This is a genomic window from Pararhizobium polonicum, from assembly GCF_001687365.1.
Taxonomy (GTDB): domain Bacteria; phylum Pseudomonadota; class Alphaproteobacteria; order Rhizobiales; family Rhizobiaceae; genus Pararhizobium; species Pararhizobium polonicum.
On the sequence record NZ_LGLV01000007.1, the window covers coordinates 261,508 to 278,019 of the forward strand.

Consider the following 16,512-nt stretch of genomic DNA (forward strand, 5'->3'; position numbering starts at 1 on the left):
CCAGACTAATAGCCGATTTAGTGTTGCCAACTTGGCGATCTTTAGAGAATGACGGCGGGGATCAGTTGCGGATGACCGGATTGCTGATCACGGTTTCCGGCTTTGCCAGCCGGAAATCATCCACTCGCCCTGCCGGCGCTTCGGCGACGTCGCCCTTTTCGACGAGGCGGTCACGTGGGCTCTTGCCATTGCTGGTGAGTGCCGTCGTCCCGCCGAGAAGGACGGTGCCGCCGTCGAGATTGGGATCATCAAGGCCGACCGGCTGGGTCTGGAGGATATCTTCATTGGCTGTGGGAGCAGCGACGACCAGGTCCTTCATGCCGTCGGCGCCCGGGATGTCCTGGGTCGAGGCGGCGGCGTCGCCCAGCAGCTTGCGGATATCCTTTTCGACATAGAAGGCCAGCTTGCGTTTGCCCGCCTTGGTCAGATTGATGCCGTCGGCGCCGCGCAGGCGGACCTGCTGGCCGTTGACGTCCGATCCGGTCATGACGAATTTTCCATCCTCATCGACGAAACCGTCCCAGATGTCGATGAAGGTGCCGCCGGCCTTTTCCGTCTCCGCGCGGAAAATGCCGTTGAGGGTCACCATGTCGGCGGTCATCGAGGTCGACTGGAAGGGGGGCATGCCGACCCAGAGAAGGGGGATGTTCTGGCTGTGGGCAAGCGCTGCGAAGGCGCCGGTGCGTCGCGTATATTCGGCCAGCCAGCGGTCCGTGCGGAATTTTTCCTTGTCCCCGCCGATCGACATCTGCTGGCGCTCGTTGGCACCCAGGCTGACGATGACGAGAGAGGGCTTCACCTCCGCGATATAGCCCGGCAGGTTTCCCGGCCAGTTGAAGTAATCGTCACGCACGAGACCGGAGGAGCCGTTGGCACGGGTCTCGATGACGATGCCGGGCGTCGTCTCGAAGGCGGTCTTGAGGCCATCGCCAAGGCTGCCGGCAACGAAATCGCCGACGACAAGAACCTTCTTGGCGGTCTCCAGCTTTTCAACGACCACGGGCGCAGGTTCGGCCGGGGCGGGTTTGGGCTTCTGCCGTGTCTTCTGGACCTTCGGGCGCTGCTGCGGTTCTCTCTGCCGGGGCTCGTAAATGGGAACGTCGTCATAGACAGGCGGCGGCTGGCGCCGGCCGAACAGCATGTCGAGGATGGTCCGGCGCTCCTGCGCCTGCGCCTGCGCCTGGCGGGCGGGCTCGATCACGAGCGCGGTTACGCCGATTGCCATGACGATCAGGCCATTGAGCAACCGGTGAAAGCCGGTTCTGTCGCTGTGTCTGCCGCTCATGCCGCTATTCCGTACTGTTCTGGCCTTGATGTTTGTTGTGCTTCTCCGCAACCGCGCAACGCCTCTCTTTCGAAAGGCGCTGCGATCAGTGTGCGTCCGGATTGTGCCGCAAATGAGAGCGCCCGGCGCTCTCGCTGTTCACTTCCGCAGGACTTTCAGCAGGTGCTGCGTCGGTTCGCCGTCCGGCGACAGGCCGTTGCGGTTCTGGAAGGCCTGAATGGCGGCCTTGGAGCCGGAGCCGAAATTGCCATCGACCTCGCCGTCATAATAGCCGAGTTCCTTCAGGCGGGACTGCAGCTCGAACTTCTGCTTGATGTCGAGCGAACCATCGGGGCGGTTCCATGCCTGCTGCATGCCGCCATAGCCGGCAATCTCGTCAGCCAGCAGGCCAACGCCGAGTGCATAGGAGTCCGAGGCGTTGTAACGCTTGATGACGAAGAAGTTCTTGGTCATCAGGAAGCCGGGACCGCCATCACCGCCAGGCATTTTCAGCTCGGCGCGCTGATCCGTATTGCGGAACGCCTTGCCGTTCGGGCGGGTGAAGCCGAGCGCTGCCCATTGCGCCAGCGTCTTCGTCTGACCGGCATACTGGCCGCCGTTGCGCGGCGGGGCAATTTCGTAACCCCAGGTCTGCCCCGTCTGCCAGCCGTTCTTCTTCAGCAGGTTGGCAGCCGTTGCCAGCGCATCCGGGATCGAGTTCCAGATGTCCTTGTGACCGTTGCCGTCGGCATCAACGGCATAGAGCAGATAGCTGGTGGGAATGAACTGCGTATGCCCCATGGCGCCGGCCCAGGAGCCGTTCATCTCACGCGGACTGATATCGCCGTTCTGGAGGATCTTGAGGGCGGCGATCAACTGGGTCTTGGCATATTTGGCGCGTTTCGGATCGGCATAGGCAAGGGTTGCCAGCGCGCGCGGCACGTAATGAAGGCGGTCGTCCTTTTCCAGCACGGCGCCATAGTTGGATTCCATCGACCAGATCGCCAGAAGAATGTTTTTGTCGACGCCGAAATGGCGCTCCAGGGCTGCGAGCGTGCGGCCGTGCTTGACCGCCATCTCCTGGCCGATCTTGCGCGTATAGGGGTTCACGCGGCTATCGATATATTCCCAGATCTTGTGCTTGAATTCCGGCTGATAGCGTGCTTTCTCAAGAACATCCGGATCGGGTGTCTTGACGCCGGCAAAGGCCTGGCGATAGGTGGCCTTGGTAATTCCGCTCTGGGCCGCCGTCGCATAGAAGCTGTTGATCCAGGTTTCGAAACCGGCGTCAGCCGAGGCGGGTGACGCGGCAAACAGGGCGGCGGCGGTCATGAACGCGGCGGCGGTACGGCAAAGGAATTGTCTTCGGGTCTTTGTCATCAGCTGTCGTTTCCGTTGGTCGGCGCTCTGCCGGGATCAGGAGGTCGATCGGCGGTGCGCAAATTTACAGTCTAAGAGCCAGCTTCATGCAGGGTTACATGCACGTGGTTCCATTTTCGGGCTGTTCCGCCAAAGAGGCAACCGCCAGAATCGGGAGCTTACAAAAATGAAGTCAACAAATTCTTTACCATGAATGGGTGGTGTCGTCTTCCTTCGTAAAAAAATAGCAATTTGCCGCTTAATCCCTATTGATAACAATCTGTCCCGTTTAAAATCACAGTGCCGTGATCCTGGAGATGTCAATGACTGACAAGCGTAAAGTTCGTAAGGCCGTATTCCCTGTCGCCGGTCTTGGAACGAGATTCCTGCCCGCGACAAAGGCTGTTCCCAAAGAAATGCTGACGGTGGTCGACAGGCCGGTGATCCAGTATGTGGTCGATGAGGCGCTGGATGCGGGGATCGAGCATCTGATCTTCGTGACCGGCCGCAGCAAGGCGGTGATCGAGGACTATTTCGATATCCAGGTCGAGCTCGAACAGACGCTGCGCGAGCGCAACAAGAAGGCGGAACTGACGCTTCTTGAAACCATTCTTCCCGTTGCCGGAAGCACCAGCTTTACCCGCCAGCAGTCGCCGCTCGGGCTCGGCCATGCCGTCTGGTGCGCGCGTGAGCTTGTCGGCGACGAACCCTTCGCGCTGCTTCTGCCCGATATGATCATGCAGGCCGAAAAGGGATGCCTTAAGGGCATGGTCGAACTCTATGAACAGAGCGGCGGCAATGTCATCGCGGTAGAGGAATGCGCTCCGGACCAGACCCACAAGTATGGCATCGTCGGTGCGGGCGACAAGGTTGGCGACGGGTTCAAGATCACCAAGATGGTCGAGAAGCCGCCGCAGGGCACCGCGCCGTCGAACTTCTTCATCAACGGCCGCTACATCCTACAGCCGGAAATCTTCTCGATCCTGGCCACCCAGGAGCGTGGCGCCGGCAACGAGATCCAGTTGACGGACGGCATGCTGAAGCTGGCCCAGACGCAGGATTTCGCCGGATATCATTTCCGCGGCAATACCTATGACTGCGGCATGAAAGAGGGCTTCATCCTGGCCAACGTCGCCTTCGCGCTGGCACGCGCCGATATCCGGCCGGGTGTCGAAGGGCCGCTGAAGGCGTTGCTGGAAAGCCTGAAATAAGGATTGCGATCTACGGATAAAGGCCGCTCGCGCTGTTTTCGCGAGCGGCTTTTTTATGAGATCAGCGCCGCAGCGTCAGCCCGACGCCGACGCGGGCAATGTTGGTCGACGGGCCGCTGTCGCGTGTCGTGTGTTCGTAGCTGACATCGCCGGTCAGCGCGAGATAGCGGTTGAGGTCCCAGGTCAGCCCCGCACCCGTCAGCCAGACCTTCTCGTCGATCGAGTTGCCGGTGGGGTAGTTGCGGAAGGTCAGGCTGTTCGACAGGCGCGCTACAAGCGCGGTGCGCAGTTCATGGGTCGCCCGGCTGCTCAGCGTATAGACCATCGCGCCGCTTTCGCCTGCCGTGGTCGAGGGCTCGAGGCCGGTCGAGATACCGTAGGTGATGTTGGTGCCGCGTTGCGGCGACCAGTTGACCAAGCCGTCGATGGTGAATCCCCTGAGATCGTCGAGACGGCTGTCGTCAAAGCGGTAGGTCTGGTAGCCGAGCGCGATTTCGCCGTTGAGCTTTTCACCGAGATCGGCCTCGATGCCCGCCCGGGCGCCGTAGCTGTTATAGGAGCGCTCGAAACCCAGCGTGTCCCTGCGCAGATCGTAGATCGACTTGCCGACGGACGCCTCGATGAAGGGAACCAGCGCCGGTGATAGCTCGTAACCGGCACGCACGGTAAGGGCGCCGGCATTGCGGTTTCTGTCCTTCAGGGACAGCGTACTGCCGTCGTCGAGTTTGGCGTTGCCATAGACATAGCGGTCGAAATCGACCTTGGCGGAGCCGCGCAGGATACCGAAATCGCGCGCGATCCCGGCGCCGAGCGTATATTGATCGATGCCGGATTGGACGCTGGCATTGCTGATCGCGTTCGGATCGGTCGAATCCTCACGTTCGAAATGATAGCCGGCCTTCAGTGTCGCAGTCGTCTGGTCGGCGATATCGAGCCGAAGTGCGGCTTCGAGGTTGGCGGTTGGCTCCGTCTCGCCGGAGCCGGAGATGTTGCGCTGCCAGGTGCCTTCGCCGGTCACCGTCAGCTGATGGCGCGACCAGTCGGAGGTCAGCGTGCCTTTCAGGCCGGTCTCGAGATAGCTGCGGTTTTGCTTGGAGCTGCCGGTCTTGTTGCTTTCGAAATTATAGGTCTGGCCGAGCGTCGGCTTCAGGACGAAGGATCCGAAGCGGATGCCCTGCGCATCGTTGCGGTCGATATCGAGCTGGGATCTCAGCCCATCGACGGTGTTTTGGCGCAGGTTCGTGCGGGCCATGTCCTCATCGGTGGCGGGATCGTTGAGCAGCGGCTCGCCGGCATCGGTGCTGATCGAACCGGTGGTGAGCGCGGCCGTATCCGGGACGGCTGCCGGGGTCGCAGCGTTGCCGGCGATTGTGGCGTCGTCCGATCCGGGAAGAAGCGCCTGCGCGGAAACGCCGTGGGGCGAAAACAGCGCACAACCAGCCATCAGCCAGGCCGCGGCGGCGGCCGGGCGCGGGAGGCTGGTCCTCTTCGTGCGTGGAAAGAATGGCGTCATCTGCCGAATGCCCGGAAACCCGTTTACAAGTGTTGAGCAACTGTAAACGGATGTGGTTAACCATTCGTTTCCGAGGTGGTTTCCGGCTTGGAATTCAAGCGCTTTCGACGATCAGGTGGCTGCCGCTGCTGCCGGTGACCTTGACGCGCGCACCGGCGGGCAGGTCCGGCCCGTTGACGGGCCAGGTGGTGGCGTCGAGCCGGATCCGGCCGCGTCCTTCGGTAATCGGCTGTTCCAGCACGGCCGTGCGGCCGATGAGGCGGGCGCCGCGCTGGTTGAGCAGTGGTTCGTCCGAGGCATTGCCCGAGCGGGCGAGGAGACGGCGGCCGATGACGACCGCCACAATGGAGAGGACGGCAAAGAACACGAACTGCGCTTGCCAGATCCAGAAGCCGGTGTCCCAGAGCAGAAGCGAGACGGCGCCGGTGAGAATGGCGGCAATGCCGATCCAGACGAGGAAAACGCCGGGGGCGACAACTTCGGCCGCCAGCAGAACGAGGCCCAGTACCCACCAGCTCCAGGGGCCAAGTTCGAGGACGATGCGCTCGATCATGGATCAGCCTTCCTACTTGCTCGTGTCGAACGGATTGCGGACGGGAGCCGTGCGGGGCGTCACCTGGCGTGCCGGCGCGGGCGAATTGCCGCCGTCGCCGAAGACTTCGCGGGCAATGGCGCCGATGCCGCCGAGCGAACCGATCAGCGACGAGGCTTCCATCGGCATCAGCACGATCTTGGAATTGGGTGCGGTGCCGATGGCCGCCATGGCCTCGGTGTATTTCTGCGCGACGAAGTAGTTGATCGCCTGCACGTCGCCGGCGGCGATGGCTTCCGAGACCATCTTGGTCGCCTTGGCTTCGGCCTCGGCCAGACGTTCGCGGGCTTCGGCGTCGCGGAAAGCGGCTTCGCGCTGGCCTTCGGCCTGCAGGATCGCAGACTGCTTGGCGCCTTCGGCACGCAGAATCTGGGCGTTGCGCGAGCCTTCGGCTTCCAGCACCTGCGCGCGCTTTTCGCGCTCGGCCTTCATCTGCCGTGCCATGGCATCGACCAGATCCTTCGGTGGCTGGATATCCTTGATCTCGACGCGGGTGACCTTGATGCCCCAGGGGCCGACGGCCTCGTCGACCACATGCAGCAGCTTGTCGTTGATGATTTCGCGGTTGGACAGCAGTTCGTCGAGGTCCATCGAGCCCATGACGGAGCGGATGTTGGTCATGGTGAGGTTCAAAATTGCGCTCTGCAGGTCGGAGACCTGATAGGCCGCCTCGGCGGCGTTCAGCACCTGATAGAAGGCGACGGCATCGGCAGCGCAGCTGGCATTGTCGCGGGTGATGACCTCCTGCGTCGGCACGTCGAGGACCTGCTCCATGACATTCATCCGGGCGCCGATCTTGTCGATGAACGGGATGATGATGTTGAGGCCGGGCTCCAGCGTGCGGGTATAGCGCCCGAAACGCTCGACGGTGTAGCGATAGCCCTGCGGCACGGTCTTGATGCCTGCAAAGAGCACAAGGATGACGAGCACCACGAAGGCAATGACGACGATGTCCAGTCCGGCCAAGGGCATGGGGTGTTTCTCCTGTTTGGTGCGTCTTATGGTTGGATGCACTTTAAGGCAAGACGTGTCAGTTGACAGGCTTATTTGCAAGCAGCCCGCTGAATTTCCCGTGTCTTGCTGTGGCCACTACACGGAACGCGCAGGTGGAAACGGCCGGAAAGAACGCTCAAAAAGCAAGTCCGCCCGCCGCTGCGATCATCCGGCGCAAGGGGAGGGCGGGCTAAACCCAGCCCTGCAATTCCCGTCGCACCACGTGCTCCAGCACGGTCATCCCGCCTTCGCTGTCGTTGAGACAGGGAATATGGGTGAACATCTCGCCGCCTGAATGATGGAAGCTTTCGGCGGCCTGTTCGGCGATTTCCTCCAGCGTTTCCAGGCAGTCGGAAACGAAGCCGGGATTGATGACGGCGATGCGCTTGACGCCTTCCTTGCCGAGCTTTTCCACCGTCTTGTCGGTATAGGGCTGTAGCCATTCTTCCGGTCCGAAGCGGGACTGGAAGGTGACCTGCAGTTTTTCCTTCGGCCAGCCGAGCTTTTCGCGCAGCAGGCGCGCGGTTTTCTGACACTGGCAGTAATAGGGGTCGCCCTTGTCGAAATAGGATTGCGGGATGCCGTGGAACGAGGTCAGCACGACCTCCGGTTCCCAGTCGAGCGTGGCGAGGTGGCTGGTGATCGAATTGGCCAGCGCCTCGATATAGACGGGATCGTCATGATAGGGGGCTGCGGTGCGCAGGGCGGGTTGCCAGCGCATGTTCAGCAGCGCCTTGAAGGCCTCGTCGTTGACGGTCGCCGTGGTCGCTGCCGCATATTGCGGATAGAGCGGGAAGACGAGGATCTTCTCGCAGCCGTCCTTCTGCAGTTCGTCCATCTTCGACCTGATCGACGGCTGGCCGTAGCGCATGGCCCAGTCGACCCGGACGTTCGGCAGATCGGCGAAGGACTTCGCCATCGTCTCTGCCTGGTTGCGGGTATAGGTGCGCAGGTAGCTCTCGTTCAGCTCCCTGTTCCAGATCGTCTCATAGGCCTTGCCGACCTTGGCGGGCCGTGTGTTGAGCACGATGCCGAACAGGATCGGGTACCAGAAGAACGGCGACCATTCGATGACGCGTCGGTCCATGAGGAATTCCCTGAGATAGCGTCGCATCGACACTTTGTCGGTGCCGTCGGGCGTGCCGAGATTGACCAGCAATACCCCGACCTTTCCGGATTTGACGGGCGGATGGTTCGGGGCGGTCGTCTCGGTGGCGGCGGTCATGGACATATCCTGCGGGTGACGGGGCGTGCCTCCTATATGGTGAGGCAGGCCATGGTTCATGCCGTTCTTAAAAAGAAAAACCGGCCCGGGAAACCCCGGACCGGTCGTTTGGCAAGAGACATATTGTCTTACTTGGCCGGAATCTGCAGCTCCTTGCCGATTTCCAGCCGTTTGGGGGCCGGATTGCCGTTGGCGGCGGCGATCGTCTTCCAGAGTTCGCCATTGCCGTAGACGGCCTTGGCGATATCCCAGAGCGTATCGCCGCGGACGATGACATGTTTCGTTTCAGCGGCTGCCGCCGTTGCCGCGGCCGGCTTGGCTTCCGGCGTCGTAGTGTCCGCCGGCTTTGCATCGGGTGTCACGGTTTTCACGGCGGTGTCGGTGCTGGTCTGCGTTGATGGCTCCGTCGCGGTGGCGGCTGCGATTTCGGTGATGCGGCCACCGGTCATCGGCTTGTAGGGATTGTTGGCGGTCAGGTAGTCGGCGAGAACGGTTTCGAGCCCCGGACCGTAGTCATAGGCGTTTTCAGCCTTGGTCTTGAAGACGCTGTAGCCGTCGCCGCCATTACGCATGAAGTTGTTGGAGACGAGGCTGTAGGTCTTGGCCGGATCGAGCGGCACATACGCCTCGCCTTCCTTGACCTCGACCACCGAAACGCGGCTGCCGGCCGGCTTGGACTTGTCGAAGGAGAACTTGATGCCGGCCACCTGCGGGAAGCGGCCGCCGCCTTCCTCGATCTGGCTGAGGCCGTTTTCCAGCGCCGCCGTGATGTCGGCACCCTTCAGCTGGAAGGTTGCCACCGTGTTCTGGAACGGCAGCACGGTGATCGCTTCGCCCATGGAGATATCGCCGGCGTCGATCGAGGCACGCAGGCCGCCGCCATTGGTGATGGCGATGGTCACACCCTGGCCCTTGACGCGATCGAGCATGGCGTCGGTGACCAGATTGCCCATCTCGCACTCTTTGGCGCGGCAGGATTCGCGCGTCCCGTCGATCGGCGCATCGGTCTTGCCGATGATCTTGGCCTTGAGCTCTTCGATCGGTTTTGCCATTTCCTTGACACGGGCCAGCACCGCTTCGTCCGGCTTCACGCTGGCGTCGAGGAGGATCGGATCGCCTTTGGCGGATTTGACGACGCCATTGTCGTCGAAGGTGACGACGAGATCGCCGAGATATTTGCTGTAGGATCCGGCCTGGACGACCGGAACCTTGTAGCCGCCCGGGTTGTCGACCATCGTCGGATAGGGGCCTTCCGCCTTTTCATCCGTATTGGACAAAAGGCTGTGGGAATGGCCGCCGACGACGATATCGACATCGGGAATCTTGGCGATGACAGCGAGATCGCGCGGATAGCCGACATGGGTCAGCGCGATGATCTTGTCGACGCCCTGTGCCTTCAGCTCCTGCACGGCCGTGGTGATCGTATCGACATCCAGCCCGATCAGCACGTCATCGCCCGGCGAGGAGATTTCCGGCGTATCGTTGGTGACGGCACCGACGATGCCGACCTTCTGGCCGCCGATATCGAGAACGAGGGACGGCTTGATGCGATCGATGAGCTTGGATTTGAAGCCGGGAAGCACGTTGGAGGAGAGAACCGGGAAGGTGACCTTGTCGAGGAAGGTGACGAGGCCGTCCTCGCCTTCATCGAATTCATGGTTGCCGATGGTCATGGCGTCGAATTTCATCAGGTTGAGGAATTCGGCTTCGGCGGCCCCCTTGTAGGTGGTGAAGAACAGCGAGCCTTGAAAATTGTCGCCAGCGTTCAGCAGCAGCACGTTCTTGCCGGTCAATTCCTGGCGCTTCTGGTCGATCTCGGTCTTCAGGCGCGCGGCGCCGCCGAAGCATTCGTTCTTGCCCTCTTCCTCGGCCGAGCAGGTGGAATCGTATTTGTTGATCGATTCGATGCGCGAGTGAAAATCGTTGATATGCAGGATGTTCAATTCATAATCGGCGAAGGCGGCGCCCGAGGAAAGCGCAAGGATCGAGGCCGTCATCAGCCCGGTTCGCAAATGTCTGATCATCGATATCTCCTGTTTTGGCGGGTGCTGGCCGTCACAATAACCAACAGCTGCAATCAGGCTGTGACGCCCGGATCGAGCCGGATGGTTTCATCTGGACGGGCCGACATCAAGCGATAATTTCAGCGATCTCCCAGCCGTCTCCGGGCAGGGTTAAAATAGGGGGCAGAAACGGAAAAAGCCTCCGCGTAGGGAGGCTTTCCGGATGTTCTGCTCTCAGCCGGTTCAGCTCCGGCGGGTCAGTGAGAATTGCGCGCCGGAATCCGTCGTGCAGTTGAGCTGGGACTGGGTCACCATGGCGCAATTGACCTTGGACTGGGTGTTGCGGACCATCGATCTCATGTTGATCTCGACGAGCCTGGGCGAAAGATTGGTGTAGTTGCCGGAGGCCAGTACCTGGTTCGTGTCGGTGGTGCGTGTCGTGAAGGTTCCGCCCGAGAAGGTGGAAACGATGCCGTTCGGATCGACCCAGGCCCCTTCGACGCCAGCCGGCGCCAACTGGCGGCTCGGCGGCAGTTCGCGCACCTCGCGCGGCGCCTGACAGGAGGCAAGAGCCGCGGCTGCGGACAGAATAGTCAGGATGGCGATCGGCTTCATGTATGTCTCCCGGATGCTGCGCGGAAAGATGTCTTTCGGTGGAAAAAACCATGCCGTGATCAGGAGTTGAATGCAAGAGTGAGGCACGAGCACGGCGGGATAATTCCCCCCATCAACGGCAAACGCCCGGGAATCGTTCCCCGGGCGTCAAATTTTCCAACTGATTCAGACGGTTCAGCGAACGAGAATGTTCTTGAACTGCCACGGATCCTTGGTGTCGAGCTCTTCCGGGAACAGGCCCGGGCGGCCATCGAGCGGGGTCCAATCGGTGTAGTGGCCTTCAACCGGGCCGAGATAGGGCGACTGCACTTCGAGGCAGCGCTTGTAGTCGATCTCGTCGGCTTCGACGATGCCAGCCGTCGGGTTTTCCAATGCCCAGACCATGCCGGCGAGAACGGCCGACGTGACCTGCAGGCCGGTCGCGTTCTGGTAGGGGGCGATGCGGCGGGTTTCTTCCAGCGACAGGCGTGAGCCGTACCAGTAGGCGTTCTTGTCGTGGCCGTAGAGCAGCACGCCGAGTTCGTCGATGCCGTCGACCAGTTCGTGTTCGTCGAGCACGTGGTGGACCGGCTGCGCGTTGCCGCCATTGCCGAACATTTCGTGCAGCGACAGCACGGCGTCATTGGCCGGATGATAGGCATAATGGCAGGTCGGGCGGAAGGTCACTTCGCCATCCTTGTCGCGGACCGTGAAATAGTCGGCGATCGAGATGGATTCGTTGTGGGTGACGAGGAAGCCGTATTGCGGGCCCGGCGTCGGGCACCAGGTGCGGACGCGGGTGTTGGCGCCCGGCTGCTCCAGATAGATCGCCGCCTTGTTGCCCTTCTTGTGCTTCTTGGCGTTCTTCGGCATCCAGTTTTCGTGGGTGCCCCAGCCGAGTTCGGCCGGCTGCAGGCCTTCGGAAATGAAGCCTTCGACCGACCAGGTGTTCCAGAAGACGTTGAGCGGCTTCGGGTTCTTGGTCAGCTGCGTGTCGCGCTCGGCGATATGCACGCCCTTGACGCCGACCTTCTTCATCAGCTTGGCCCAGCCTTCGCGGTCATGCTGGTCGGGCTCGTCGAACTTTACGTCGAGATCCTTGGCAAGGTTGAGCAGGGCCTGCTTGACGAACCAGGAGACCATGCCCGGGTTTGCGCCGCAGGTGGAAACGGCGGTCGTGCCGCCCGGGTTCTTGGCCTTTTCCTTGCGCACGGTTTCGCGCAGCGCGTAGTTGGTGCGCTCGGAGTTCTTCATGCTCTTGTCGAAGTAGAAGCCGAGCCAGGGCTCGACGACGGTATCGATATAGAGGACGTCGAGCTTGCGGCAGAGCTTCATCAGATCGAGCGAGCCGGTATCGACCGACAGGTTGACGCAGAAGCCCTGGCCTTCGCCTTCGGTCAGAAGCGGCTTCAAAAGGTCCTTGTAATTGTCCTTGGTGACATATTCCTTGATGTGGCGGACGCCATGCTTGGCAAGGATTTCCATGTCGCCTGCATCTTCGCGCGGGTCGATGACAACCATCCGGCTCTTGTCGAATTTGAAGTGGCGCTCGATCAGGGGCAGGGTGCCGCGGCCGATGGAGCCAAAGCCGATCATGACGATCGGGCCGGTAATTTCGCCGTGAATCGGGTAGGTTGTTTCTGCCATTTCGCTTGTCTCCTGCGGACGGGTTCGTCTGGATATGGAGGGCATACCGTGCCTGCCCTCTCGTTGATAGGCCCTAGAGCATAGATTTCTGTCACAATAAAGGGGCGGCACGGCAACTCAACCGGTTTGTAGCACGCTGCTGATGACAGGTTTGTGGGCGGCGGTGGCGGCCGTTCTCAGGCTGTCCCAGTTATTCCGGCGGACCATGCCTTCACTGTTTTAGCCATGCTTTTCAGGTGGTCGGCGGTCGAGAAACCGGAAAGCGTCTTGCGTGGCTTCAGGTCGTGATCACCGTCTTCCAGCCAGAGAATACGGATGTTGCCGGACAGCGCGTACCCTGCGACCTCCTCGCGCGTGCCGAATTCGTCGCGGGTTCCCTGGCAGATGAGCGTGGGCGTTTTCAGCTCCGCCAGATGTTGCGTGCGCAGGTTATCCAGCTTTCCGGGCGGGTGGAACGGATATCCGAGGCACAGGAGGCCGGCGATCGCTTGCTTGGATAGAAGGTCGTCGGCGACCATGCTGGCAACACGACCGCCCATCGATTTGCCGCCGATGATCAGCGGTCCGCTCGCGCCGAGCCGGGCGACGGCCGCCCGGTATTCCGGCATCAGCGTGTCTGCCCGCGGCGGCGGCTTGCGCGTGCCGGCGCTGCGACGCGCAGCCATATAGCCGAACTCGAAGCGTGCCACCCGAAAGCCGGCTGTAACGAGGGCCATCGTGCTTGCGTTCATGGACGTGGAGTCCATCGGCGCTCCTGCGCCATGTGCAAGCAGGATGGTCACGGTCGCGTCGGCCGGGCCGTCGATGAGAAAGTCTGGGTGCATGATGAGGCCCGCGCGTGGTCGATCGATCGGAGGGTTATGCCGAAATTCGCCTTCGCCGGAAAGCAGCTTAACGCGTTAGAGGTTGTTTTGGTGTGGCCTGATCAGGATGCGCCGCCGCAAACGCGGGAAGCGCCGCGCATCTCTCCGCGATTGTCGCTGCGCTCGGGCAGGCGGACAGGTCGACATTCCAGCGGCGGGCATTGTAGATCTGCGGCACGAGGCAAAGGTCGGCCATGGTCGGCCGGTCGCCATGGCAGAACGTGCCGGTATCGGGGCCGTCCAGCATGCGCTCGAACGCTTCGAGACCTTCGCCGATGAACTTGCGCATCCACGCTGAGCGCGCCGCATCCGGATCGCTCGATTGCTGCATGACGTGAAAAACGACGCCGAGATTGCAGACCGGATGGATGTCCATGGCAATCGCATCGGACAGCGCTCTGACGCGGTGGCGTTCCAGAGGGGCGGACGGCAGCAGGTCGGAGCCGGGCCGCGTTTCCGACAGGTACTCGATGATCGCCAGCGACTGCGTCAGCATCCGGCCATCGATCTGAAGTGCAGGCACCAGCCCTTGCGGATTGCGGGCAAGATGCTCCGGTTGCTTGTGCTGTCCGGCCAGAAGATCGACGGCGACGGAGCGATAGGGGATCGCCAGCATGTTGAGTGCGATGCGCACCCGGTAGCTGGCCGACGAGCGCCAGTAGTCGAACAGAATCGTCTCGTTCATGGGAGCCGCCTCAGCCTCTTTCATATTGCGTGACGATCTGCTCGATCGCGCCGAAGATCGAATGCCCCGCCTTGTCCTTCATCTCGATGCGGACGCTATCGCCGAAGCGCAGGAACGGCGTGGCCGGGGCACCGGTTTGGATCGTTTCGATCATGCGGATCTCGGCGATGCAGGAATAGCCGGCGCCGCCTTGCGAGACCGGCTTGCCCGGCCCGCCGTCCAGCTTGTTGGAGACCGTGCCGGAACCGATGATGGTGCCGGCTGAGAGCGGCCGGGTTTTCGCGGCATGGGCGATGAGTTGACCGAAATCGAAGGTCATGTCGATGCCGGCATTGGCGCGGCCGAACGGTTTGCCGTTGAGATCGACCAGAAGCGGCAGGTGCAGCTTGCCGCCGTCCCAGGCGTCGCCGAGTTCGTCGGGCGTCACGGCGACCGGCGAAAAGGCCGAGGACGGTTTCGACTGGAAGAAGCCGAACCCCTTGGCAAGCTCCGCCGGGATCAGGCCGCGCAAGGAGACGTCGTTGACCAGCATCACGAGGCGAATGGCGGCGCGGGCTTCCAGGGCCGTCGCGCCCATCGGCACGTCATCGACGATGACGGCGATCTCGGCTTCCATGTCGATGCCGTAGGATTCGTCAGCCATGACGATCGGATCGCGGGGGCCGAGAAAGCTGTCCGAACCGCCCTGATACATCAAGGGCTCGGTCCAGAAGGATGCCGGCATCTCGGCGTTGCGGGCCTTGCGCACCAGCTCGACGTGATTGACGTAGGCCGAACCGTCCGCCCACTGATAGGCGCGGGGCAGCGGCGAGGCAGCGGCGTGCTCGTGAAACCGCATCGAAGGCTGCGAGCCTGTCTCCATACCTTCTTCCACTTCGGCCAGACGTGGCCCCACGTATTCCCAGTCGTCGAGCGCTGCCTGCAGCGTGCGGGCAATATGGCCGACCTCCGAGCAGCGGGTGAGATCCTTGGAGACGACGATCAACCGGCCGTCGCGGGTGGAATCCTTGAGGGTTGCGAGTTTCATGGTTTTGACTTCCGTTGTTTATTCCCAAGTAGACGACCGGCTTATTCATTTGCTGGGTTGCCCCTCACCCTAGCCCTCTCCCCGCAGGCGGGGAGAGGGGATAACAGAGTTTGCCGCTTGTCCCTTCTCCCCGTTTACGGGGAGAAGGTGCCCGACAGGGCGGATGAGGGGCGACCTCACTTGATGCCCGGCGTTCCGTCGAACTTGCGTTCCAGGCCATCCCAGCATTCGAGATAATTGTCCTGCAATGTCTCGAGTTCGGCGGCGTAGCGGGTTAGCTGCTGCGGGTAGCGGGTCTCGAACATGAAGGCCATGGTGTGGTCGAGCTTGACCGGCTTGAGATCGACGTTCGATGCTTTTTCGAAACCCGGCGCATCCGGCCCGTGCGGCAGCATCATGTTGTGCAGGCTCATGCCGCCGGGCACGAAGCCTTCTTCCTTGGCATCGTACTGGCCGTGGATCAGGCCCATGAATTCGCTCATGATGTTGCGATGGTACCAGGGCGGCCGGAACGTGTGTTCGGCCACCAGCCAGCGCGGCGGGAAGATGACGAAATCGACATTGGCGGTTCCGGATTCTTCGGTCGGTGCGGTGAGCACCGTGAAGATCGACGGATCGGGATGATCGAACAGGATGGCGCCGACCGGCGAGAAGGTTCTGAGGTCGTATTTGAACGGCGCGTAGTTGCCGTGCCATGCCACCACGTCGAGCGGCGAATGGCCGATCTCGGTGACGTAGAACTTGCCACACCATTTCACATGCACACGGCACGGTGTTTCCTTGTCCTCATACGCTGCCACCGGCGTCTTGAAGTCGCGCGGATTGGCGAGGCAATTGGCACCGATCGGGCCGCGATCCGGCAGCGTGAACTTGGCGCCGTAGTTCTCGCAGATATAGCCGCGCCAGTCTGAACTGTCGCCAAGACGCGAGACCTTGAACATCATGCCGCGCGGGATGAGGCAGATTTCCGAGGGTTTGACATCCATGATGCCCATTTCGGTGAAGACGCGGATAGTGCCGAGCTGCGGCACGACCAGCAGTTCGCCATCGGCATTGAAGAAATAATCGTCGATCATGTCGTCGTTGAAGACATAGGCATGTGCCGCCATGCCGACCTGGGTCATGACGTCGCCGGCGGCCGTCATCGTCCGGATGCCTGAAAGGAAGTTGAGCTTTTCAGACGGTGCCGGGATCGGGTTCCACCGCAGCTGGCCGAGCGGCAGGGAGTGATCGTCGAGGCAGGGGGCCGATTTCCAGAAGGGGTAGCTCGCATTGCTGAAACGGCGGGTGTGGCGCACGCTCGGGCGGATGCGGTAGAGCCAGGAACGCTCGTTGGTGCCGCGTGGCGCTGTGAAGGGCGAGCCGGAGAGCTGTTCGGCGTAGAGCCCGTAATTGCATTTCTGCGGACTGTTCTGGCCCTGCGGCAGCGCGCCCGGAAGGGACTCGGTCTCGAAATCGTTGCCGAAGCCCGGCATATATTGCGGGCTGTTGGCCACCGCATCGACAGCGACGGTCCGGGTTTTCTCCAGCATGGCT

Annotated in this window: 14 protein-coding genes; 1 reads left to right on the plus strand and 13 read right to left on the minus strand. The window is 61.7% G+C overall.

Annotation, left to right across the window (positions count from 1 at the left end; genetic code table 11):
* Positions 1-61: 61 nt before the first annotated feature.
* A complete protein-coding gene (locus tag ADU59_RS12090) occupies positions 62-1,285 on the minus strand; it encodes an SGNH/GDSL hydrolase family protein (protein ID WP_068954370.1) in 1,224 nt (407 codons plus the stop codon).
* A 138-nt stretch (positions 1,286-1,423) separates the two neighbouring features.
* Positions 1,424-2,644, minus strand: a complete 1,221-nt coding sequence (locus ADU59_RS12095) for a lytic murein transglycosylase (protein WP_068954371.1) — start codon at positions 2,642-2,644, stop codon at positions 1,424-1,426.
* Positions 2,645-2,946: 302 nt separating this feature from the next.
* Between ADU59_RS12095 and galU the strand changes: the two genes are divergently transcribed.
* Positions 2,947-3,834: a UTP--glucose-1-phosphate uridylyltransferase GalU gene (gene galU / locus ADU59_RS12100; protein ID WP_068954372.1), complete on the plus strand. Its 888-nt coding sequence runs from the start codon at positions 2,947-2,949 to the stop codon at positions 3,832-3,834.
* Positions 3,835-3,895: 61 nt separating this feature from the next.
* Here the strand turns inward: galU and ADU59_RS12105 are convergent, their stop codons facing one another.
* The 11 genes from ADU59_RS12105 to hmgA all read right to left on the minus strand — a co-directional run bounded on the left by ADU59_RS12105 (position 3,896) and on the right by hmgA (position 16,508).
* On the minus strand, positions 3,896-5,347 hold the full coding sequence (locus ADU59_RS12105; protein ID WP_068954373.1) for an outer membrane beta-barrel protein: 1,452 nt from the start codon (positions 5,345-5,347) through the stop codon (positions 3,896-3,898).
* A 94-nt stretch (positions 5,348-5,441) separates the two neighbouring features.
* Positions 5,442-5,900, minus strand: coding sequence for an NfeD family protein (locus ADU59_RS12110; RefSeq protein ID WP_068954374.1), 459 nt, complete (start codon positions 5,898-5,900; stop codon positions 5,442-5,444).
* 12 nt (positions 5,901-5,912) lie between these two features.
* Positions 5,913-6,911, minus strand: a complete 999-nt coding sequence (locus ADU59_RS12115; RefSeq protein ID WP_068954375.1) for an SPFH domain-containing protein — start codon at positions 6,909-6,911, stop codon at positions 5,913-5,915.
* A 211-nt stretch (positions 6,912-7,122) separates the two neighbouring features.
* Positions 7,123-8,157, minus strand: a complete 1,035-nt coding sequence (gene hemH / locus ADU59_RS12120) for a ferrochelatase (protein ID WP_068954376.1) — start codon at positions 8,155-8,157, stop codon at positions 7,123-7,125.
* Positions 8,158-8,285: 128 nt separating this feature from the next.
* A complete protein-coding gene (locus ADU59_RS12125) occupies positions 8,286-10,181 on the minus strand; it encodes a 5'-nucleotidase C-terminal domain-containing protein (protein WP_068954377.1) in 1,896 nt (631 codons plus the stop codon).
* A 222-nt stretch (positions 10,182-10,403) separates the two neighbouring features.
* The gene (gene omp10, locus ADU59_RS12130) at positions 10,404-10,775 is read right to left on the minus strand and encodes an outer membrane lipoprotein Omp10 (protein WP_068954378.1); all 372 of its coding nucleotides are present in this window, start codon (positions 10,773-10,775) and stop codon (positions 10,404-10,406) included.
* A 174-nt stretch (positions 10,776-10,949) separates the two neighbouring features.
* Entirely contained in the window at positions 10,950-12,401 is a 1,452-nt protein-coding gene (locus tag ADU59_RS12135; protein ID WP_068954379.1) for a homospermidine synthase, read from the minus strand.
* A 176-nt stretch (positions 12,402-12,577) separates the two neighbouring features.
* On the minus strand, positions 12,578-13,225 hold the full coding sequence (locus ADU59_RS12140) for an alpha/beta hydrolase family protein (protein ID WP_068954380.1): 648 nt from the start codon (positions 13,223-13,225) through the stop codon (positions 12,578-12,580).
* Between the two features lie 67 nt (positions 13,226-13,292).
* Positions 13,293-13,949, minus strand: a complete 657-nt coding sequence (gene maiA, locus ADU59_RS12145) for a maleylacetoacetate isomerase (protein ID WP_068954381.1) — start codon at positions 13,947-13,949, stop codon at positions 13,293-13,295.
* Positions 13,950-13,959: 10 nt separating this feature from the next.
* Positions 13,960-14,976, minus strand: coding sequence for a fumarylacetoacetate hydrolase family protein (locus ADU59_RS12150; protein ID WP_068954382.1), 1,017 nt, complete (start codon positions 14,974-14,976; stop codon positions 13,960-13,962).
* 176 nt (positions 14,977-15,152) lie between these two features.
* On the minus strand, positions 15,153-16,508 hold the full coding sequence (gene hmgA / locus ADU59_RS12155; protein WP_068954383.1) for a homogentisate 1,2-dioxygenase: 1,356 nt from the start codon (positions 16,506-16,508) through the stop codon (positions 15,153-15,155).
* Positions 16,509-16,512: the final 4 nt, after the last annotated feature.